The organism is Cryobacterium flavum, assembly GCF_900103805.1.
In the GTDB taxonomy this organism is placed as follows: Bacteria; Actinomycetota; Actinomycetes; order Actinomycetales; family Microbacteriaceae; genus Cryobacterium; species Cryobacterium flavum.
In genome coordinates this window covers 233,423-253,593 of sequence record NZ_FNIB01000002.1, presented here as the reverse complement: position 1 = coordinate 253,593, position 20,171 = coordinate 233,423, and the positions used below count along the sequence as shown (strand labels likewise).

21 protein-coding genes and 1 tRNA gene are annotated in these 20,171 nt (G+C 65.4%); 13 read left to right on the top strand and 9 right to left on the bottom strand.

Annotated elements, in window-relative coordinates:
- Positions 1 to 38: 38 nt before the first annotated feature.
- From BLS91_RS03460 to BLS91_RS03450, 3 genes are read left to right on the top strand one after another with little or no spacing between them, the layout of a single operon-like run.
- Complete coding sequence (locus BLS91_RS03460) at positions 39 to 1,376, top strand: DUF445 domain-containing protein (RefSeq protein ID WP_092339241.1); 1,338 nt, start codon at positions 39 to 41, stop codon at positions 1,374 to 1,376.
- A 50-nt stretch (positions 1,377 to 1,426) separates the two neighbouring features.
- Positions 1,427 to 2,653, top strand: a complete 1,227-nt coding sequence (locus BLS91_RS03455) for a GAF domain-containing protein (RefSeq protein WP_092339239.1) — start codon at positions 1,427 to 1,429, stop codon at positions 2,651 to 2,653.
- 42 nt (positions 2,654 to 2,695) lie between these two features.
- Complete coding sequence (locus tag BLS91_RS03450) at positions 2,696 to 3,247, top strand: pyridoxine/pyridoxamine 5'-phosphate oxidase (protein WP_092339237.1); 552 nt, start codon at positions 2,696 to 2,698, stop codon at positions 3,245 to 3,247.
- A gap of 201 nt (positions 3,248 to 3,448) precedes the next feature.
- Here the strand turns inward: BLS91_RS03450 and BLS91_RS03445 are convergent, their stop codons facing one another.
- The gene (locus BLS91_RS03445; RefSeq protein ID WP_241983022.1) at positions 3,449 to 4,309 is read right to left on the bottom strand and encodes an acetamidase/formamidase family protein; all 861 of its coding nucleotides are present in this window, start codon (positions 4,307 to 4,309) and stop codon (positions 3,449 to 3,451) included.
- 81 nt (positions 4,310 to 4,390) lie between these two features.
- Positions 4,391 to 4,897 (bottom strand): APC family permease, encoded by a 507-nt coding sequence (locus BLS91_RS03440; RefSeq protein ID WP_198412719.1) that lies wholly within the window; start codon positions 4,895 to 4,897, stop codon positions 4,391 to 4,393.
- Here BLS91_RS03440 and BLS91_RS21110 point away from each other — a divergent pair.
- A complete protein-coding gene (locus tag BLS91_RS21110) occupies positions 4,846 to 5,187 on the top strand; it encodes a MarR family transcriptional regulator (protein WP_092339505.1) in 342 nt (113 codons plus the stop codon). The genes BLS91_RS03440 and BLS91_RS21110 overlap by 52 nt on opposite strands.
- Positions 5,188 to 5,301: 114 nt before the next feature.
- Here BLS91_RS21110 and BLS91_RS03430 read toward each other — a convergent pair.
- Positions 5,302 to 5,374 (bottom strand) — tRNA-Lys (locus BLS91_RS03430).
- A 95-nt stretch (positions 5,375 to 5,469) separates the two neighbouring features.
- On the opposite strand from BLS91_RS03430, the gene BLS91_RS03425 reads away from it, so the two are divergent.
- The 8 genes from BLS91_RS03425 to BLS91_RS03390 all read left to right on the top strand — a co-directional run bounded on the left by BLS91_RS03425 (position 5,470) and on the right by BLS91_RS03390 (position 13,587).
- The gene (locus BLS91_RS03425) at positions 5,470 to 6,099 is read left to right on the top strand and encodes a DNA-directed RNA polymerase subunit beta (protein ID WP_092339233.1); all 630 of its coding nucleotides are present in this window, start codon (positions 5,470 to 5,472) and stop codon (positions 6,097 to 6,099) included.
- 436 nt (positions 6,100 to 6,535) lie between these two features.
- Positions 6,536 to 7,120, top strand: a complete 585-nt coding sequence (locus BLS91_RS03420; RefSeq protein WP_166789926.1) for a sigma-70 family RNA polymerase sigma factor — start codon at positions 6,536 to 6,538, stop codon at positions 7,118 to 7,120.
- Positions 7,117 to 8,037: an anti-sigma factor gene (locus BLS91_RS03415; protein ID WP_092339230.1), complete on the top strand. Its 921-nt coding sequence runs from the start codon at positions 7,117 to 7,119 to the stop codon at positions 8,035 to 8,037. The genes BLS91_RS03420 and BLS91_RS03415 overlap by 4 nt, the downstream gene beginning before the upstream one ends.
- A 195-nt stretch (positions 8,038 to 8,232) precedes the next feature.
- Positions 8,233 to 9,120, top strand: coding sequence for an aminodeoxychorismate lyase (locus tag BLS91_RS03410; RefSeq protein ID WP_092339228.1), 888 nt, complete (start codon positions 8,233 to 8,235; stop codon positions 9,118 to 9,120).
- Positions 9,121 to 9,152: 32 nt separating this feature from the next.
- Positions 9,153 to 9,410, top strand: a complete 258-nt coding sequence (locus BLS91_RS03405; RefSeq protein ID WP_092339226.1) for a hypothetical protein — start codon at positions 9,153 to 9,155, stop codon at positions 9,408 to 9,410.
- Between the two features lie 194 nt (positions 9,411 to 9,604).
- Complete coding sequence (locus tag BLS91_RS03400; RefSeq protein ID WP_092339224.1) at positions 9,605 to 10,915, top strand: UDP-glucose dehydrogenase family protein; 1,311 nt, start codon at positions 9,605 to 9,607, stop codon at positions 10,913 to 10,915.
- 111 nt (positions 10,916 to 11,026) lie between these two features.
- Positions 11,027 to 12,424 carry a DMT family transporter gene (locus BLS91_RS03395; RefSeq protein ID WP_092339222.1) on the top strand — a complete coding sequence of 466 codons (1,398 nt, stop codon included), beginning with the start codon at positions 11,027 to 11,029 and terminating at the stop codon, positions 12,422 to 12,424.
- A gap of 83 nt (positions 12,425 to 12,507) precedes the next feature.
- Positions 12,508 to 13,587, top strand: a complete 1,080-nt coding sequence (locus BLS91_RS03390) for a YeiH family protein (protein ID WP_092339219.1) — start codon at positions 12,508 to 12,510, stop codon at positions 13,585 to 13,587.
- Positions 13,588 to 13,670: 83 nt separating this feature from the next.
- Here the strand turns inward: BLS91_RS03390 and BLS91_RS03385 are convergent, their stop codons facing one another.
- Entirely contained in the window at positions 13,671 to 14,381 is a 711-nt protein-coding gene (locus BLS91_RS03385) for a copper homeostasis protein CutC (protein ID WP_092339217.1), read from the bottom strand.
- Positions 14,382 to 14,475: 94 nt separating this feature from the next.
- Between BLS91_RS03385 and BLS91_RS03380 the strand changes: the two genes are divergently transcribed.
- Positions 14,476 to 15,261 carry a glucosamine-6-phosphate deaminase gene (locus tag BLS91_RS03380; RefSeq protein ID WP_092339216.1) on the top strand — a complete coding sequence of 262 codons (786 nt, stop codon included), beginning with the start codon at positions 14,476 to 14,478 and terminating at the stop codon, positions 15,259 to 15,261.
- Here the strand turns inward: BLS91_RS03380 and nagA are convergent.
- The 5 genes from nagA to BLS91_RS03355 are packed head-to-tail and all read right to left on the bottom strand — an operon-like array spanning position 15,258 to position 20,036.
- Positions 15,258 to 16,406 carry an N-acetylglucosamine-6-phosphate deacetylase gene (gene nagA / locus BLS91_RS03375; protein WP_233197354.1) on the bottom strand — a complete coding sequence of 383 codons (1,149 nt, stop codon included), beginning with the start codon at positions 16,404 to 16,406 and terminating at the stop codon, positions 15,258 to 15,260. The genes BLS91_RS03380 and nagA overlap by 4 nt on opposite strands.
- Complete coding sequence (locus BLS91_RS03370; RefSeq protein WP_092339212.1) at positions 16,403 to 17,191, bottom strand: DeoR/GlpR family DNA-binding transcription regulator; 789 nt, start codon at positions 17,189 to 17,191, stop codon at positions 16,403 to 16,405. The genes nagA and BLS91_RS03370 overlap by 4 nt, the downstream gene beginning before the upstream one ends.
- A 45-nt stretch (positions 17,192 to 17,236) precedes the next feature.
- The gene (locus BLS91_RS03365; RefSeq protein ID WP_092339210.1) at positions 17,237 to 18,178 is read right to left on the bottom strand and encodes a 1-phosphofructokinase family hexose kinase; all 942 of its coding nucleotides are present in this window, start codon (positions 18,176 to 18,178) and stop codon (positions 17,237 to 17,239) included.
- Entirely contained in the window at positions 18,175 to 19,146 is a 972-nt protein-coding gene (locus BLS91_RS03360; protein WP_241983023.1) for an ROK family protein, read from the bottom strand. Before BLS91_RS03360 ends, BLS91_RS03365 begins: the two co-directional genes overlap by 4 nt.
- Positions 19,143 to 20,036: an SIS domain-containing protein gene (locus BLS91_RS03355; RefSeq protein ID WP_092339208.1), complete on the bottom strand. Its 894-nt coding sequence runs from the start codon at positions 20,034 to 20,036 to the stop codon at positions 19,143 to 19,145. Before BLS91_RS03355 ends, BLS91_RS03360 begins: the two co-directional genes overlap by 4 nt.
- Between the last annotated feature and the right edge of the window lie 135 nt (positions 20,037 to 20,171).

Sequence of the window (20,171 nt, the reverse complement as noted above, 5' to 3'; positions counted from 1 at the left end):
TGCACCCGCGCAGCCCCGCAATCGGGCAGGCTTGAGCCATGGCGCAGAGCAGAACCCCGGGCAACGAACAAGTCGCCCCCGACCAGACCTCGGGCGCGACAACAGAAACCGCGTCCCCCGCAGAATCTCCGAACGACCAGGCACGCCGTACCGCCCTGAGAAGCATGAAGCGCCTCGCGGCCGGGCTGCTCGCCCTCATGGCCGTCATCTTCACGGTGTCGTTCGCCCTGCAGGAGAGCTACCCCTGGCTCGAATACGTACGCGCCGCCGCCGAGGGTGGCATGGTCGGCGCGATCGCGGACTGGTTCGCCGTGACCGCCCTGTTTCGCTACCCGCTGGGGCTAAAAATCCCGCACACCAACATCATCGCCAACCGCAAAGACGAGATCGGTGCGAGCCTCGGCGAATTCGTTGAGACCAATTTTCTTTCCGAAACCGTCATTCGCGGCAAACTCGAATCCATGCAGCCGTCCCGCCGCCTCGGCGCCTGGCTCACCACTACATCCAACGCCGAACGCCTCACCGACGAGCTCGCCGTCGCCGGCCAGGGCCTGCTCAACCTGCTCGGCGACGACGCCATCAAGAACCTCATTGAATCCGTCGCGCGCGAACACTTGGTGAAGCCCGAGTGGGGCCCGAGCCTGGGCAAGGTGGGGGAGCGCCTCGTCACGAGCGGGCAGCAGCACGCGGCCGTCGACCTGCTGCTCGACCGCGCCGACGGCTGGTTGCGCGCCCATCCCGAGGCGTTCGGGCGCGTGGTGTCGCAGCGGCTGCCGACGTGGCTGCCCGGCTTCGTCGACAAACTCGTCGACGACAAGGCCTACCGGGAGGTGCTTGCGTTTGTGGCGTCCGCGCGAAACGACCGCAGGCATCCGGTGCGCAAAGCCCTCGACGAGTACCTCAGCGAGGTCATGCACGACCTGCAATATGAATCAGCCATGATCGCCAAAGTCGAAAATCTCAAGGACGAGATTCTCGACAATGCCAAGCTGCGGGAGTTCGCCGGCGACACTTGGGAGGCCGTCAAAGCGTCGCTCATCGAGGCATTGAGCGACCCGACGAGCGCGCTGCGGGTCGGCATCCGCTCGACGCTGAGCGACGTCGGCGAGAGACTCACAACGGATGGCGCCCTCGGCTCCCGCATCGACCGCTGGCTCGCCGACACAGCCAGTTACGTCGTCGCCAACTATCGGCACGAGATCGCCGGAGTGATCACCGAAACCGTGGAGCGCTGGCCCGCCGAAGAGACGGCCGCGAAGATCGAACTGCAGGTGGGCCGCGACCTGCAATTCATCCGCATCAACGGAACCGTGGTCGGCGCCCTCGCTGGTCTGGCCATTTTCACGCTCGCGCACGCGGTGGCCGCGCTGTTTTGAATCGCTTTTGACCCTGATGCGGGGGAGACTGGTCAGAACGAAAGGCTCCAATGCACGACCTCACCCGGTGGGCGCTCCGCCCCCTGATGCGAGTGTGGACGGCGTCAGCCGAGCGCCAAGACCGCCACTTGCCCCGACCGAGCGACGCACCACAGGCCCACGCCGCTGGAATCGACAGCGACCGGGTGCTCATTCTTGGCGGCGGACCGGCCGTTGGGTGGGGTGTGCTCAGCCACCAGCTCGCCCTGCCCGGCTGGCTGGCCCGCGAACTATCGACCCGTACCGGCCGCGGCGTGGACATCGACCTTCTGTCCAGCCGTACCATGACCGCCGTGAACGCGCTCACCACCCTGGCCGACACCCGGCTTGGCCGCTTCGACGCCGTCGTCGTCACACTCGGCGTCAATGAAGCGCTCGATCTCACCAGCGTTACCGAGTGGCGCGACCGTTTGGCGGCCCTGCTCGCGATGCTGGAACGTGAGACTTCACGCAGTACGACCATCTTCGTGCTCGGAATTCCGCCCATTCGCAGCATTGAGATCTTCAAGGGCCCACTCGCCCTCATCGCGGATTGGTCAGCCACCGACCTCAATGCCGTGAGCGAGCGGCTCGCCGCCGACGCGCCGCGCACCACGTTCGTGCCGTTCTCGCCAACGGCGACGCTCTCTCCAGACCGGCACCGCACCCCCGACGACTATCGCCGCTGGGCCGTGCTCCTGGCTGAGGCCATGTCCGACAACTTGGATTCAGCACGGGTCGGCATCACCGACCACCTTTCGACACCCCAATCGGATGCCGCCGGCCAGGAACGCGCGCGCCAGACGGCCGTCGACGCTCTCGCCATTGTCGACACCCCGCCGGAGGCCCGATTCGACCGGCTGGTCGTACTCGCCCAACGCCTCTTCGACACCGAATCTGCCCTGATCAGCATCATTGATCACGACCGACAGTGGCACAAAGCCCGGGTGGGTCTGGACGCGCCGGAATTGCCCCGCTCCGGCTCGTTCTGCGCGATCACCATTGACGGCGACGGGCCGCTCATTATCGAGGATGCCCGCAGTGACGCCCGGTTCAGCGACAACCCGCTCGTGCAGGGTGATCCGCTCATTCGCTTCTACGCTGGTTTTCCCATTGAGTCGCCCTCAGGGGAGCGCATCGGCGCCCTGTGCGTGTTTGACTCGCAACCCCGCTCGGCCGCCGACGTCGACCAGGTGCTGCTGCGGGAGCTCGCGCTGCTGGTGCAGCGGGAGCTGCGGGTAGGGCCGCGGAAGGGGTAGCAAGCAGGCCATCTCTCGGGGCTATACGGGTAGGCTCGCCGCGTGAGTGATTCCCTGCGTCGACGCCTACGGGCCCTGCCCGATTTTCCGGCGGACCTGCCCGCCTTCGATCCGGCCACGGCGCCGACCTCGCCGGTCGACCTCTTTCTCAAATGGCTCGAGCAAGCGCTGGCCGTCGGCGTGCCCCAGCCGCACGCCTTCAGCCTCGCGACGTCCACTGCAACCGGCGAGGTGTCGTCGCGCATGCTCATTCTGAAAAACCTCGAGCCGGCTTCCTCGGGCACGAACGCGGGCGTCGACTTCGGGGCCTGGCACTTCGCCAGCACCCGGACATCGCGCAAGGGGCGCGAGCTCACCGCCAACCCGCGCGCGGCCATGAACTTCTATTGGGCGGCCCTCGGGAGGCAGGTGCGAGTGGTCGGCGCGGTGTCTCTGTTGTCGGCTGAGGCATCCGCTCTGGACTGGGAGGAGCGCCCCGGCGCCGACGGACGGTCCAACCCCGACTGGCAGCTCTACGCCCTGCTTCCCACCGAGATCGAGTTCTGGCAGGCGAGCGGCGATCGCCACCACATCCGTCACCGCTACGCGCTCTAAATGCCGTCCTACCGCCTAGGTTCGCCTGATAGGGCGTGGTCGGCCCTTCGCCCGACAGCGCTGCAGGGGCCGTCACCGCCACACAGGCTCAGGTCGGGGCACCCGAACCTGCGGGACAACGGCGGCGCTATCGTGCTGCCAGGTATTCCACGGCCGCAGTGCGCAAACGACCGTGAACTCCGCCGTAGGCCTGCGTATCCTTCAAAGTCCACTTGGGCAGTTTTGCCAACATCGTGTAATTGGGATCGCACACGTTGGCGGCCGGAGCGAGTCCCATCTGGCTGACCAGTTGGTACGCATCGAGAGTGTCGAGACCGGTGAGATCGGATGCCCAGTCACAAGGTCTTTCTGGCTGATCCGGAAGGCGTCTTCCAAGGGGCGAGCTGACCCGGTACTCATGATGAACTCGTCGTTCTCGAGTCGGGGCCACGCCGAAGCGCCGCCCTTGATGAGGCCCAGGGCGATGACCGAGTTCATGGCCGACTCAAGTCCGGTGCCACACACCTCGCCCTCTCCCTGGCGCGCGTGACCATCTCCGAGGGACAGCATCGCCCCGGCTACGTTGACCGGAAGGTAGAGCGTTGTTCCGGCTCTCGCTTCAGGGGTATCCATATTGCCACCGTGGGTGGAGGGCGTCACCACCAACCGAACCTCGCCTCCCGCTGGAGCAACACCCACGGTTCCGTGCATCGGATCGAGCGGGAGCGCGAGCGTGTAGTCCGAGTTCTTGGCGCGAAAAGTGGCCGTCCAGGCATCCAGATCGATGTCGTAAAACCACACCCGCTCCTCGAGCGGCTCATGCAGCATCGCTGTTTCGTGCGTCTCTGAGAGAGCGCCGAAGAGCGGGAAGGTGCTCGAGATGGCGTACCGGCGCGCCGGGATGATTGAAACGAAATGTACGGCCAGCACGTCACCGGGTTCCGCGCCGATCACTTCGATCGGCCCGGAGACCGGATTAAGTTCGTTGAACGGCACAATTTGACTGGGAAAATCCTCGGGGGTTTCCACCCGTCCGCCGAAGCAATCCTCCGTGCTGACCTCAACGATGTCGCCGGGGTGCACGCTCAGCAGGGGAGCGCGCCCCCCCCGAACACGTAGGAGTACTGTTCGGGGAGCGGAGTGGGCTGGTGTACGGCCATGTCGCTACCGCGTTTCGCTCGGTGCGGACACGGGGACGGGATTGGTCATGCGACCTGTTTTGTAGAGTACGACCGCGACCACAATTCCTATGATCAGCCAGGCCACGCCGTGGATTTGGGCGGACACTCGGGCGTTGTAGAGCACAAAGGCGAGAACCACGAACCCCAGGACCGGGAAAATCAGGTGTACGAACCACCGCCGGGACTTCTGCTTGACGATGAACCACCACACGACCGACACATTCAACAGCAGGAATGCTGTTGGCGCGCCAAAGTTGACCAGGGCCGCGATAGCACCGAGTCCATCCGGCAGTACTGTCAGAAACAGTCCGAGGATGAGGGAGATGGCCGCGACCAAAAATGTCGCATTGACCGGCACGCTGTGTTTCTCGGTCACTTTGGCGAGGAATTTGGGCAGCTGGCGGTCGCGCGTCATCGCATAGAGCAGGCGGGAAGTCGATGCCTGCGCGACGAGTGCATTGGCGAAATCAGTGGCGAATTTTGGAGACACTAGAAAGGCTCGACTCGCCGACGATGGGGGAGTTAGCTGAGGTGTCGGGTATGGCGAACGCGAGCCTGAGCCGAACGGTCGACGCACTGGAAGACACGGCGTGTGCCTTTCGATTACCGACCGTTACCGACCGCAGACGAATCACAGTGCATGTGTCCGACCGGGGCCGTGACAAACTTGCGCGCATTCGTCAGATTGTCGTCGCCTGGGAGCAAACGCTTCAGCAGCGGCTCGACCAGATGCCGCAACAGCCTTTCTTGAAGCCGCCGACTTCGCCACGCGGGCGCTAGGGGCGCAGGAGCGAACCTTGACCGGCAATCTCGGCGCTCCGCCCTTCTAACAGAAATGCGCACCGAAACCAGTGGATTCAGTGCGTATCTGCCGCGCCACGTGCGCGATCATTGTGGGCCCCGTCGGGCTCGAACCGACGACCCAAGGATTAAAAGTCCTTTGCTCTACCAACTGAGCTAGAGGCCCGTAGGTTCTAATCTACCGTGGATTCGCGCTCAGCTTTTCTGGGTAGCGTGGGGGACAGCAAAAAACCGCCGTCTGAACCCGAAGGAGAACCCGCCGTGGCCGACAACTTTCACAAGCCCACCCTGTTCGCGGGGATCAAATTCGAGGCATTCCAGGGCGGCGACGATCCGGCGGCCATCAGCCGCGTCGCGCACGAGACCGCGCAGGCGCTACTCAACCGAGTACGCAGCGACCCCGACCCGGAGACTGTCGAACGCCTGGTCGCCTACACCGACGAAAACGGAATCGACGCTGTCGCTGAGCTGTGGTCGCGGGCCACGCCGCGCAGCCTGCCGGGCGCACTCTGGCGCATCTATCTCATTCGTATGCTGATTCGGCAGGATCCGGAGGGGTGCGCGTACCTGTACCAACGGGGAACGGATGCCGCCGCCACGATCGATCCGCTCGTCGCGGGCGCCGCCGTGCCCACTGGCCCGGCCGAGATCATGATCCTCGCCGATGAAATTCTGCGCGGACTGTTCACCGGCGACTTCGCGGTGGCGCTGGATCGTGGGGCCGCCTACTGTCGGGTCACCGCCGTCGGGGCCGCGAGCATCGCCGACGATCTCGAGCTGACCGAACCGCACCGCTCGTCGGAGCTGACCACGCGAGCCCTGCGATTCTCCACGACAGCGGCCGAGTTCGCCGCCTGCGCGCGCCTCTGGCGCCGCGACTCCCTGGAGTAGGCGGGCCTAGCCCTTCGCGCAGGGGCTGCCGCTCAAGTCTGGTCTCGCACCCTCTCACCGTGGTCGGGGCCCAGGCCCCGTCCACGGGCCCAGTCTATAAACTGGGCCCGTGTTCATAAGGTGGGCCCGGACGTGCGCAACCTGTGCGCCACGGGCGAACATTCGACGCCGGCCGGTCCGCTCGAATACACTGGAGTCTGGTCGGGCCGCAGTAATCCCGGGTTCCATTATTCGCCGCTTCGAGCGGCCTCGCGCCGAGAGGTGCTCTGCGGCCCGACCTTCTTCAGCCCCGCGAGGCGTCATACCGGTCCCGGCGGCGCAGCGCGGCCGCAGGCATCCGCTTTTGGCGAATTGCTTGCCGCCAAGACCAATCCGTTATCGACTTCGCACCGAACCCTAGTCATACAACGGGAAAAGACCTGACATGCTAGATCTCATGACTGTTGATCCCGCCGGAGACCTCGCGCCGCCAGCCCCTGCCACCAAGGAGGAGTTGCTCGGACGTGTGGCCCGCGGCGACCAATCGGCATTCGGAGAACTGTATGACCAGATCGCCCCGCGGGTGCTTGGCCTGGTCAAGCGTCTGCTCGTCGACCACGCACAGTCGGAAGAAGTGACTCAGGAGATTTTCCTGGAGATCTGGCAGTCGGCGTCGCGGTACGAACCCACGCGTGGTGGCGCGAGCACCTGGATCCTCACGATGGCACACCGGCGAGCGGTCGACCGAATTCGGTCGTCGCAGGCCGGACGCGACCGTGATACCAAAATTGGAATCCGTGACCTGGCCGTTGCCTACGATCACGTGGCCGAAACTGTTGAAGTACGACTCGAACATGAAAGGGTGGAGAGGGCGATGACTCGATTGACTCAGCTGCAGCGTCAGGCTGTGAGCCTCGCGTATTACGGCGGGTTCAGTCACAGCGAGGTCGCCGATATGCTCCACATTCCCTTGGGCACCGTGAAAACGCGGTTGCGCGATGGCCTCATCCGTCTGCGCGACGAATTGGGCGTGGCATCATGACCGGCCGTAACGAGCAGCACCCGGCCGATCTGGCTGGCGCTTATGCCCTGCACGCCCTCGACGCCGACGACACGGCCACCTTTGAAGCGCTCCTCGCCGAATCCGAGCGGGCCCGCATCGAGGCTGCCGAGTTGAATGACACCGCGGTGGCCCTCGGCCTCGCCGTGGCGCCCGTGCAGCCGTCCGCCGCGCTCAAGGCGAACCTCATGTCCCTGCTCGCGTCGACCCCGCAGCTTCCGCCGCTTACGGCCGGCACAACGGATGCCCTCGCCTCCGTTACCAACGCAGCTCCCGTCGTTGCCCCGATCGCCACCCCGACCCTGCCCGCTGGGCCGACCTCCACGACGCCGAATTCCGGTGGCGGCGCGCCCGCCGGCTCCGCGTCGGCGGTCACGGACATCAATTTTGGTACCGGCTCCGGCCCGCACCGAACGGCAACCGAGCGGGCCCAGGCCCGCTGGTTCAAGCGTCCGGCACAGTTCATGCTGGCCGCCGCGGCCGCGGTCGCGCTGTTCATTGGCGGATCCTTCTTCGGTCAGGTGCTGAACAGCAACCAGTTCGAGTCCCAGCAGGCCTCCGGACTCGCCCAGATCAACGCGGCCGACGACTCGCAGCGCGCCGCGACGACCACCGCTAACGGGCAGGAAGCAACCCTGGTCTGGTCGAACAAACTTGGAATCTCCGCGGTGCTGGTTGACAAACTGCCCGTGCTGCCGAGCGATCAGGACTATCAACTCTGGTACATCAACGGGGACGGCGCAGCTTCGGCCGGAACCTTCGACTCGACCGGCGATGGTACGGCCTGGCGCGTGCTTGACGGCACGATGCACGCCGGCGACCAGGTGGGTGTCACCGTGGAACCCAACGGCGGATCCGACCAGCCCACGACCAACCCCATCGTCGCGTTCCAGAGCTAACTGGCCGAGGCGGCCTCAGCTCGGCCGCCGACGCCGCGACGGCCCCAGGTAGGCCGCCAGCCTGTGAGGGGGCGCAATCCGTCCTTTTCCGCGCTCTTGCGTCCCCTCGCGGGCGACGCGGCGGGCCCGGGTGGAAGCATCCGTTTCACCGGAGCGGATGCCCACCCAAGCCGGGCGCGAAGTAGGCTCAGGGGCATGAGATTGCCCTTCACCCTGCTGATCGACCCCGTGCCCGCCGACTCGCTGCAGCAGGACTTCAGCGACACGTTCCACGAGATGGAATCGACCGCCCCGGCGCTGCGCGTCGGCGAGTTGAGCACCCAGCGCGGCGACGGAATCTTCGAGACCCTCGCCGTCGTCGACGGCCACCCGCAGGAGGTCGAGCCGCACATCAGCCGGCTGCGCAACTCTGCGCGCATCTGCGAGCTTCCGGTGCCGAATGCCGAGCAGTGGCGGGCCGCGATCGCCTACGCCGTGTCGCGCATTCCGCAGCGGGGCGAGATCGCCCTCAAGTTCGTGCTTAGCCGCGGCGTCGAGCACGGTCCGGCGCCCACGGCCTGGTTGCACGCGGCTGCGGCGTCGGACTTCACGGCGGTGCGCGCGAACGGCGTGCGGGTGATCACTCTCGACCGCGGCTATCCGCGCGGGGCTGCCGAGAAGGCCCCCTGGCTGCTGATGGGCGCGAAAACGCTCAGCTATGCGGTGAACATGGCGGCGATTCGCGAGGCGCACCGTCGTGGCGCCGACGACACCATCTTTCTCACGACCGACGGCTTCGTCATGGAGGGTCCGACCTCAAGTGTCGTGCTGCGCATCAATGGCGAGTATGTGACGCCCGCGCCGAGCGGCGCTATTCTGCACGGCACCACGCAGCAGAGCATGTTCGACTACCTGCGCGCGCAGGGTTCACGCGTGGAATACCGCGACGTCACGCTCAAGGAACTTCGCCACGCGGATGCCGCCTGGCTGGTCTCCAGCGTGCGCCTCGCCGTGTCCGTGGTCGCCCTCGACGGCGAGCCGTTTCCCGCCGATCAGGCGCTGACCGACGCCCTGAACGCGTACCTGCTGGGCCGCACGGCGTAGGCGCAGCCGAGGGCGGCATCCGCTATTACGTTATGCCGGTAATTAAGAACTTCGCCGCGCCCACGAGCATCGCAGCCGGACTGCACACCCTGCAGGTCGTCGGCTTGGCACCGAACGGATCAACCCGCGTGCTCGACCTGGGCGTGCGCGTTGTGGAACCGGCATCCGCTTCGTCGCTCGCGAAAACCGGCGTCGACCTTGGCAGCGTGCTCGGCGGTGCCCTGCTGGTGCTGCTTGCCGGCCTCGCCGAAACCGGGCTGCAGCGCCGCCGCGTGGTGGCCACCGCGTAACCCGCGCGCGCGTCATTCGCTGGTACGTAACGCCGGTAGATCTGCGACTCTCCGGGCAAATCCTGCCCGAATCACGGCGAGTCGCAAATTTTACCGGCGGTACGTGCGTGACGGCCCGGCATCCGTTTGTTAACCTGCTCGAATTGGGGTGACGTGCAGCGCCCACTATGCTCTGGGAGGACCGAAAGGAATAAATGAGAATTTCTGTCATTGGATGCGGCTACCTGGGAGCCGTGCACGCGTCGGCCATGGCCGAGCTGGGGCACGAGGTCATCGGTATCGATGTCGACGCTGTCAAGATCGCCCAGCTTGCCATCGGCAAGCCACCCTTCTTTGAACCTGGCCTGCCCGAGGTTCTCACGTCCGCCATGAACAGCGGTCGCCTGCGCTTCAGCACCGACATAGCGGATGCCGCCGGCTCGCAGGTACACTTCATCGCCGTCGGAACCCCGCAGAAGCTCGGCAGCTACAGCGCCGACCTGCGCTACGTCGATGCGTCGATCGAATCGCTCATTCCGCACCTGGCCGACGGTGACCTCGTCGTGGGCAAGAGCACAGTTCCGGTCGGAACCGCCGCGCGCCTGGCCGAGCTCATCGAGTCCGGCAGCGGCGCCTCGCTGGCCTGGAACCCCGAGTTTCTGCGCGAGGGATTCGCCGTGCAGGACACCATCAGCCCCGACCGCCTGGTCTACGGCGTCGCTCCGGGCGATAAAGGCGAGCATGCCACCGCGCTGCTCAACGAGATCTACGCCACGGCGCTCGCTGCCGACACCCCCCTGGTCATCACCGACTATGCGACCGCGGAGCTGGTCAAGGTCGCCGCGAACGCGTTCCTCGCTACCAAGATCAGCTTCATCAATGCCATGGCCGAGATCGCCGAGGTCACCGGTGCCGACGTCACCCAGCTGGCGGATGCCATCGGTTACGACGGCCGCATCGGTCGCCGCTTCCTCGGCGCCGGCGTCGGTTTCGGCGGTGGGTGCCTGCCCAAAGACATCCGTGCCTTCACCGCCCGCGCCGAAGAGCTGGGGCGCGGCGAGTCCGTAGCCTTCCTCAAGGAGATCGACAAGATCAACCTGCGTCGCCGCCAGCGCGTGGTCGACCTGACCGTAGGGGCCCTCGGCGACGGCGTCTACAACGCCAAGGTCGCGGTGCTTGGCCTGAGTTTCAAGCCGCACTCCGATGACGTGCGTGACTCGCCGGCGCTCGACGTGGCCGTGCAGTTGCGCGGCCTGGGTGCCGACGTGGTGGCGACCGACCCGCAGGCCATCGAGAACTCGCGGGCGCGGCATCCGCAACTCAACTATGAGGAGTCGCTCGAAGAGACTCTGCGGGGAGCGGATGCCGTCGTGCTCGTCACCGAGTGGCCCGAGTTTCGGCACCTCGACCCGGTCTGGGCTGGTGCGCTCGTTCGTACCAAGACCGTGGTCGACGGCCGAAACGCCCTCGATCCCGCAGCCTGGCGTGCTGCCGGTTGGACCTATCACGGCCTCGGTCGCCCGTAGTACTTCGGACGGGGCCCGGGCCCCGTCCGTGGGCCCCGTTTTGAACGCGTTTTTACCTGGGTCGGCCGCGTTGCACTAGTCTCGAGACACACTTCAAGGGAATCGGGTCTCGTGCGACGCTGGCTGGCTCGACCCGATGTGCTCATGGTCGCGGCCACGGCGCCGACGTATGTCGCCACGCGTGAAGCCCTCACAGTGCTCTCCCCGCAGGATCTCACCGCCGTGCGTTTTCTCGTCGGCGCCGCCATCATCGGCCTTTATCTGCTCATCACCCGGCAGCGGCTCACGCTGCGGCGCCACGATATCCCGCGAATGATCGCCGTCTCGCTCTGCGGTTATGCCGGCTACGGCATGCTGCTCAACCTCGGCCAGGCCACCGTTCCCGCGGGAACCACCAGCCTGCTGCTCAATATCTCGCCGGTGTTCGCGTTCATTCTCGGCTACTTCGTGCTCGTCGAACGCACCACCCGGCTCGGCTACCTTGGCATGGTCATCGCGGTCGGCGGCGTCATCGTGATCACGCTCGGCGGCGGAAGCGCGACCGGGTTCAACGGCACCGCCCTCCTCATCGTGGGCGCCGCTCTGCTGCTGTCGGTCTTTCTGATCGTGCAGCAGCCGCTGTTCGCGCGGGTATCTCCCATCGAAACCGTGTTCTGGGGCTGTGCCATCGGCGGTTTCACCGCGCTGCCCACGGCCCGGTTCGCGGTCGATCCCAGTCGGCTGACGGCATCCGTTTGGGTGGCGCTGGTGGTACTGGTGGTCGTCAGCACCGTGCTCGGCTACTGCCTCTGGAACCAGACCCTGTCGCGTACGAGCGTAGCCGAGGGCGGTTCGCTGCTGCTGATCGTGCCGATTTTCTCGCTGCTCCTGGGCTGGCTGCTGCTCGGCGAAGTGCCGACGATTGCCGCGCTGGTCGGGGGAGGCTCGGCCTTGCTCGGGGTCGTTATGCTCTCCCGGGCAACGTCGCGGCGCAAGCAGGCGGGGCTCGGGCTGCTCACCGGGGCGATTCCGATCGTCGGTGTGCTCGCCGGCGCGGTGCCGATCATCGGACTTCCGCGCGAGCACGAAGACGTGGCCGACCTCACGCTATCGCCGGATCTTGCCGCCCAGCTCTGTGACATCGCCATCGAGGCCGCGGATGCCGTCGGCGCCCAGTTGGTCACCGTGTCACTCTGGCGGGACGAATTCGAGGATCTGGTACGCGTGTACTCCAGCCGGCCGTACGTCTACCAGCTCGGCGGAATCTCGTCGGAGCTGGATCCGAACTGGGTCGAGCAGTGTGTCATCGGGCAGCGTTCCTTTCTGGCCGACGACGAGGCGGGCGGCTTTGGAGCGCTCACCACACCGAACTTGACCGCCACAGTGAACGCCGTCATCGTCGACGACGCCGGATTTCTCGGCAGCCTGAATTTTCTCGACGCGTCGGGCGTTTATACGTCGGCCAGCGTCGAACAGGCCGAGGTCTTCGCCGCGCGCCTGGCGCCGGTGTTGCGGCGCGTGTCGGTCTGAGGCGCCGGGCCCACCTTATGAACCGTGGCCCAGGTTAGAAGCTGGGCCCCGTCCAGCGAACCAGCGCGCCTAGACTTGTCTGAATGTGGCTTCGGGGAGTACTCGTGGCGGCCCTCGCCGCCCTCGCTGCCTGGGGCGTGCATGCCGCCGTCCCCGCGGTCCCGCTGCTGACCATGGCCGTCGTGCTCGGAATCGTCGTCGGCCAGATCCCGGCCGCACGTCCCGTGCTCGCCGGGGCCCTCGCGCCCGGGCTGGCCGTCGCGGCCAAACCGTTCATGCAGCTCGGAATCGTGCTGCTCGGCCTCAAACTCAGCCTCGTCGACATAGCAGCTCTCGGCTGGGTGACCATCGTGACGACCGTCGCCATCGTGCTGCTCACGTTCGCTGGTACCCTCGGTCTCGGCCGCTGGTTCGGCCTGCCCGGCCGTCAACCCCTGCTCATCGCCACCGGATTCAGTATCTGCGGCGCTTCCGCCATCGGCGCCATGAGCGGCGTCGTCAAGGCCAAAGATGAAGAGACCGCCACCCCGATCGCCCTGGTGACCCTGTGTGGAACCCTCGCGATCGCCGTGTTGCCGCTGCTGTGGCATCCGCTCGGATTGAGCAGTCTGCAATTCGGACACTGGGTCGGCGCCGGCGTGCACGACGTCGGCCAGGTCGTCGCGACAGCGCAAATTGCCGGCTCGGGCGCGCTCGCGGTGGCCCTCGTCGTCAAACTCACCCGCGTGCTCATGCTCGCCCCGGTCGTGGCCGTCGCGTCCATCGTCGAGCGCCACCGGCTTGCCACTCTCGAGGCGGATGCCGCCGCTCCCGCTGCCTCCGATGTATCCAGGTCTGCTGCCGGCGACCCGACTGCCGGCGACGCCGCTGTGTCTGAACCGGCCACCCGGAGCAACCGGCCGAAGCCTCCACCGATCGTTCCGCTTTTCGTTGCCGGATTCATCGTGGCCATGCTGATACGCACGTTCGCTCCGCTGCCCGATCAGGTACTCGAGGTCGCCGACCTGGTGCAGACCGCACTGCTGGCCATGGCGCTCTTCGCCCTCGGTGCGGCCGTCAACCTCAGCACCCTGCTGCGCACGGGCAGTCGAGCGCTCGCGGTCGGGCTGCTGTCCTGGACGCTGATCGCGGCTCTGGCCTTCGGGGCCGTGCAGCTTTCCTGACTTTCACCCCGCTTCAAAAGCCGCTGCAAAACCTGCTCCGACCCGCGGCAGACGGCCGGGCGAACGCCGCGGTTGCTCCCGAATCAGTTCGACCGGGCGAGCGCCCCGATCACCGAACGAATAATGTCGAAGTCCGTGGCCAAAGTTCCCGTGCCGAGTGGGCTAGCAACCTGGGCGCGCAGATGAACCTCGCTGACCCCGGTCGATGCCACCAGCGCTGCCACATTGTGCGCCCGAACCCCGCCGCCGGCCAGGATGCGCACGGCCGAGCCGTGCCGCCCCAGGTCACGCAGCGCCCCTGCGCCGTCAAATGCAGTGGTCTGTCCACCGGAGGTGAGAACACGTTCAACGCCGAGTTCGCCGAGTTGTTCGAGGGCGGCGCCCAGATCGTTCACATCGTCAAAAGCCTTGTGAAAGGTAACCGGCAGCTCTGCGGCCTCCGCGATCAAACGACGCATCGCGGTCTGATCAATCTGGTTGTCGCGCGTCAGCACACCCAACACCAGGCCGACCCGCACAGCAGCGCCGTCGGCGTCCCGCCGAATAGCCCGAATATCGGCCTGCATCACCGAGAGCTCCGACGCCGAGTTCACGAAGTTGCCGCCGCGCGGGCGGACCATCACCTGCACGCCAATACGTTCGACGGAATCGAGGACACGCCTGAGCAGCCCGATGCTCGGAGTGGTGCCGCCCTCGATCAAATTGCCGCACAATTCGACCCGGTCGGCTCCGGCTCGTTCGGCCACGAGCGCACCGTCCAGGTCATCGATGCAAATTTCGACGAGTGTGTGCATGAAAGTGTCCTGCCGCATTGATTTAGAAATGATTGCAAATGATTATTAGCTGTATTATAGAATCAAATACAATCACATCGGAAGTGAGACCCCATTGGCCGAAATCGTCGTTGTTGAGAACAAACGAGCAGCCGGCGACCTGATCGCCGAGTCGATTCGGGCACTTATCGAGTCCAAGCCCGACGCGGTGCTCGGATTGGCGACCGGATCGACACCCCTGCCGGTGTACGCGTCGCTGGCCCGCTCTTTCTCGGAGCGTCCTCTCGACGTCTCGAAAGTGCGAGGCTTCGCGCTCGACGAGTACGTCGGGCTACCGGCGGGCCACCCCGAGAGCTACCGAATGGTCATCGCGCGCGACGTCATCGAACCGCTGGGCCTGTCCCCGGCCAACGTCCACGTGCCCAGTGGCGACGTTGCCACGCTCTCCACTGCTGGTGCTGAATACGAACGAGCACTGGTCGCGGCGGGTGGAGTGGACGTGCAAATACTCGGCATTGGTCGAACCGGGCACCTCGGGTTCAACGAGCCCAGTTCCTCGTTTGCGTCCCTCACGCGCGTGAAGACGCTCGCTAGAAAATCCCGCGCAGACAACGCCCGGTTCTTTGATTCGCCGGACGCTGTTCCCGTGCACTGCATCACCCAGGGGCTCGGAACGATCCTTCGAGCCAGACACCTGGTGTTGCTGGCATTCGGCGAAGGCAAAGCGGCAGCGTTGGCCGCGGCCGTTGAAGGACCCATCTCAGCCAGCCAGCCCGGCACCGCCATCCAGCTGCACCCACACGTCACCGTCGTCGTCGACGAAGCGGCTGCGAGCAAAATGGTCAACCTCGACTACTACAAGTACATCTGGGCGAACCGCCCAGCTTGGCAAACGATCTAAGTCAGCTGGCGCCCGGCGGCAAACACCGCATCCACAGCAAGATCCGCGCCAAGCAGCACGGCGTCAGCCGCATAGCCAACGGTCAGCAACCCCAGGTCGTGACCGCGACCGATGGCTCGGGCAGGTGTCTCCGTGAGCGCAGAGATAGCCTCGGCGATCGGCACGCCCGCCTCGGTGACTGCTCGGCGCAGCGCAACATCAAGAGTCAGCGTCGATCCGGCAATCGATCCGCCATCGGTCAGCCGGGCGACGCCATCGGTCACCGTCACGGCGAGCGAGCCCAGAAGATAGGCCCCATCCGAGGCACCAGTTGCAGCCATGGCGTCCGTTACCAGGGCTATTCGGCCGGGCGCGCCCGCGAAGGCCAGCCGCACGACTTCCGGGTGCACATGAACGCCATCGTTGATGATCTCGAGGGTGACGCCTGCGGCATGCGTCGCGGCAGCCACGGGTCCAGGCGCGCGATGATGGATGCCTTTCATCCCATTGAAAGCATGGGTCAAAATCGTCGCCCCTGCCTCGAAGGCCGCGAGCGTTGTGGAATAGTCAGCGGCACTGTGCCCCACGGCCACCACAACACCAGCGTCGACGAGTTGCGCAATCGCGTCGACCGCTCCTGGCAGCTCGGGGGCCAGCGTGATCTGACGCAACTGTCCTTGAGCTTTCGTGAGAAGTCGATCGATCCGTTTCGCATCCGGTGCACTGAGCAGGGTCGGGTCGTGGGCGCCACGATAGGTCTGGTCAAGAAACGGCCCCTCGAGATGGGCGCCGAGAATGAGCGCATCGTGCTGCGCCAGGTCAGCCACAATCGCGACCCGCCGCTCGAGATCCGCCTGACTAGCGGTCACGAGCGACAAGACGCTCCGGGTTGTACCGTGACGGCGGTGCACCTGCAGCGCCGTGGCGATGCCCTCCGCACCGTCGTCGAAAGCGGCGCCTCCGGCCCCATGGCAGTGGATATCTACAAAACCCGGCGAGAGGATGCGACCGGCAGCGTCCGTGACGCTGGTGGTGGCCGTGGCCAGGCCGCGCCAGGTTGCACCCGTTCCGGTAGCGCTGATCGAGTCGCCGGAGAAAGCAACCCACGAGTCCGGCGTGGTTGCGCCTCCCGATATCATCCGGGCGGAGTGAATAACGTGTGTCACTGGGCGACGATGACTTCGAGTCCCGCCTCGGCGAACGCCGACAGCTGATCCGCGGTGATTCCCGAGTCAGTGATCAACGCGCTGAATACCGTCAGGGCGCCCAGGGTGGCAAAAGCCGTCGTTCCAATCTTGCTCGAATCTGCCACCACAAAGGCTTTGGTGGCACGCCGCGCCATGAGCGAGTTCACCGCGGCTTCTCGTTCATCATTGACCGTGGCGCCGCGAATCGGATCGATGCCGTTGACGCCGATGAACGCGAGGTCAAGTGTTACCTGATTCAGCACCTCGGCACTGTACGGGCCGACGAGCTCATAGGAGCGCGAGTGCACTACCCCTCCGGTGACGACTGTCTTGATTTGGGGCCGCATGGCGAGCTGTGCCGCAATGTTGATGGCATTCGTGACGACGGTCAGATTGGATTGTGGCCCGGCCTCCATAATGTCTGCGCGGGCAACGAGCACACCCGCGATAGCGGTACTGGTTGTGCCACCACAGAGACCAATGACATCCCCGCGCTGTACGAGCGAACTCGCCACCACCGCAATTTTCTGCTTCTCCGGGGCGTGTTGCTCCCGCTTGTAACGCACCGGGAGATCGTAGGCAACGACCTGACCGGTCGCTCCCCCGCGCGTTCGCGTCAGTAGCTGCTGCGAAGCGAGCGTGTCGAGATCCCGTCGCGCCGTCGCGGCAGATACCTGGAGTTTCGTGATGATGTCGTCGACCTCAAGATGGCCCGACTCAGCCAAAAGGTCCAGCACAGCGATCAGACGCTCGGCGCGGTTCATGATTTCTCGTTTCTCAAGCTTCTCAGTTGCAAATCTATCCCGACGTTATAGCCGAGGTGCGTCAACAAGGCGATCCACGACGAGTTCCTCGACGAACCTCGCATATTTAGGAGAAATTTCTCCGGCCAGGGGCATGAGCACGGCGGCGGCAGACCAGGCGGTGGCTTGCCGCAACAGGGATTCGGCATTCGTTATTCCCGCCGCTAACGAGACCGCGACGGCTGCCACGGCCGCATCCCCGGCACCCGTGGCGTTGCCCGCCAGCACTCGCGGTAGTCGTGCGTGCAACGATGAAAGCGGATGCTCGCGCGAGACGGCAAGCATGCCCCGCTCACCAAGCGACACCAGGACTAGTCCTGCGCCCGACCGCACCAGAGCACGGGCGCCATTGACCGGGTTGTCGATCCCGGTGGCAGCGGCAAGTTCCTCACGATTCGGCTTGAGCACAGAGGCACCGGAACGTGCTGCGGCCAGGAGCCCCGGCCCAGACGTATCGATGATGCTCGGAATCCCGCGTTCGCGCGCCAGGTCCACCAGCTGTGCATAGAAGGTGTCATCGGCACCGCTCGGCAGACTGCCGGACCCCACCAGGCATCGAGCGCCGGCCAGGACAGCCGTCGTTCCCGCAGTCAGGCTGAGCCACTCCTGCGGCGTGTGGTTCTGGCCGTGCTCGTTCAAGATCGTGGTTTGTTCGCGGTCAGAATCAACGAGAGCGATGGTTCGCCGGGTGTCAGACTGCACGGAGACGATTTGATGGCGAATGCCCGCCTGCACGAGGTCATCAACGAGTGCTTGACCGGTGCGGCCTCCGGCCGTCGCGACAGCCAACACGGGATGACCCTGCTGGTGGATGACCCGCGCCACGTTGAGTCCTTTACCGCCGGCACGAGCGACAGCGGTGGGCACCCGGTTGGTTTCCCCAAAACGGATGTTCGGGTGCAAGTACGTGAGGTCCACCGCGGAATTCGGCGTGACCGTGACGATCACGGGCGCATCCCCGCAGCAACTGCGGCAGCACGGGCAAGCAGCGCCGCCCCGAGAAGTCCGGCATTTTCACCGATACTGGCCGCGACAACGACCGGCAGTCGTTGGAAGCTCAGGAGGTTGTCAACGCGCGTTCGCAGCGGGACCAAAAGTGCGTCACCGGCCTGAGCAAGCCCGCCGCCGATCACAATGGCCTCGGGGGCCAGCACCGCTGCCAGCTGCGCAATGCTCAACGCGAGGGCGTCGAGGGCGTCGTTCCAGATCGACTGGGCTTCGGAATCGCCGTTGCGGGCTCGCTCAATGATTTCTTTGGCGCCGGGCATCTTCGATCCCGTCGCCCGCTCGTAGCGGCGCACGATGGCACCAGCCGATGCAATAGTTTCGAGACAGCCGGTCGAACCGCAGGCGCACAGTTCGCCCGCCGGGTCGACGATGGAGTGCCCCAGCTCACCGGCGTATCCTCCCGCCGAATGGGGTCGCCCCCCGATGAACAGCGACGCCGCAATGCCGGTGCCGATCACGACGACGGCCACATCGCGGTATGGCAGGGCTGCGCCGAGCCGGAATTCCGCTTCCCCGGCTGCACGGACATCGTGGGAAAACGAGGCCGGCATGCCCAGACGTTTCTCGGCGAGATGTTTGAAGGGGGCATCGGCCCACTGCAAATTGGCCGCGTGGATCCCGATACCCCGATCGTCATCGACGATGCCCGGGGCGATAAGCCCGACCGCCAGTGGTTGCACGAGCGGAAAGTCCGCCGCAAAACCGGCGGTGAGCTCCGCAATTTCTTGCATCACGGCATCGACGGTGTGCACACCACGATGCGGTGTGGGGACGCGGGTCAGACCGAGCATGGCACCGGACGCATCGAACAGCGCGGCCTTGATGTCGGTTCCACCAATGTCGAAGGCGACGACGGCTGCACCATCCCCGAGGGGCTCAATTGAGACGGCCGCGGGAAAGTTGGTCACGAGTCGAGTATGACTGACCGCGTCAGGCTCCGAGGCAGGTCGGGGTTGAGGCCCTTGGCGCGGGCGCGGAGCAGAGCCAGTTTGTGCACGCGCACGAGGTTGGCGAGCGGGTCGAGGGCGCTCGTTTCGAAGCGTGCGCCGGTGGCGAGCACATCCTCTCGAATACCAGTGGGCGCCGCGCCGAACATCCAGGTGATGCGCCCGGGGGCGGCGATGCTGATTGGACCGTGTCGATATTCCATCGCGGGGTAAGACTCGGTCCAGGATTGCGTCGCCTCGCGCATTTTGAGTGCGGCCTCGTGAGCCAGACCGACGGTCCAGCCCCGGCCGAGAAAGGTGATCTGTTCTGCGCCGATGATCCCGTCATCGAGTTCGTCGGCGACCGCCAACTCGGCGTCAGCGATGGCCGTGCTGAGGTCTTCGCCGAGGCTCGCGCGCAGAAAGGCGAGCGCCGTGGTCGCGAATCGAGTCTGCACGACCGACTGCTCATCGGCGAACGGCAGGGTGATGAGGTCATCCACCTCGTCAACGAACGGCGAGGTCGTGTCGCCGACGATTCCAATGATCCGAGTTCGACCGCGGTGTGCCTTCACAATGTCGAGCACTTCAGTCGTGGTCCCGGAGCGAGTGAGGGCAATGATGGCGTCATAATCGCGATCGACAAAGGCCTCGGAGGCCGAGAAAGCGTCCGTCACCCCGTGGCCGGCGCCCTCGCGCAAGGCCGCGTAGGACTGGGCCATGAACCAGGAAGTGCCGCAGCCAACCATGGCGACCTTCTGCCCAGGAGCGGGGAGCAGCCGCTGTTCAGCGGTCATCGCAACGGCACGCGCCCAGGTCTCGGGTTGTGAGGCCAGTTCCGTCGCGATGTGTTCTTCGGTGGATGTCGTCATGACCGTGGCTCCTCGGTAAGTTGTGGATCTTTCGGATTGATTGGTTGCGATCATTCAGGTGGAATGAGGCTGATCTGAAAATTCGCGGTCATTTCTGACTGTTAATGATTGTAGAGCTAGAAAATCAATCACTAG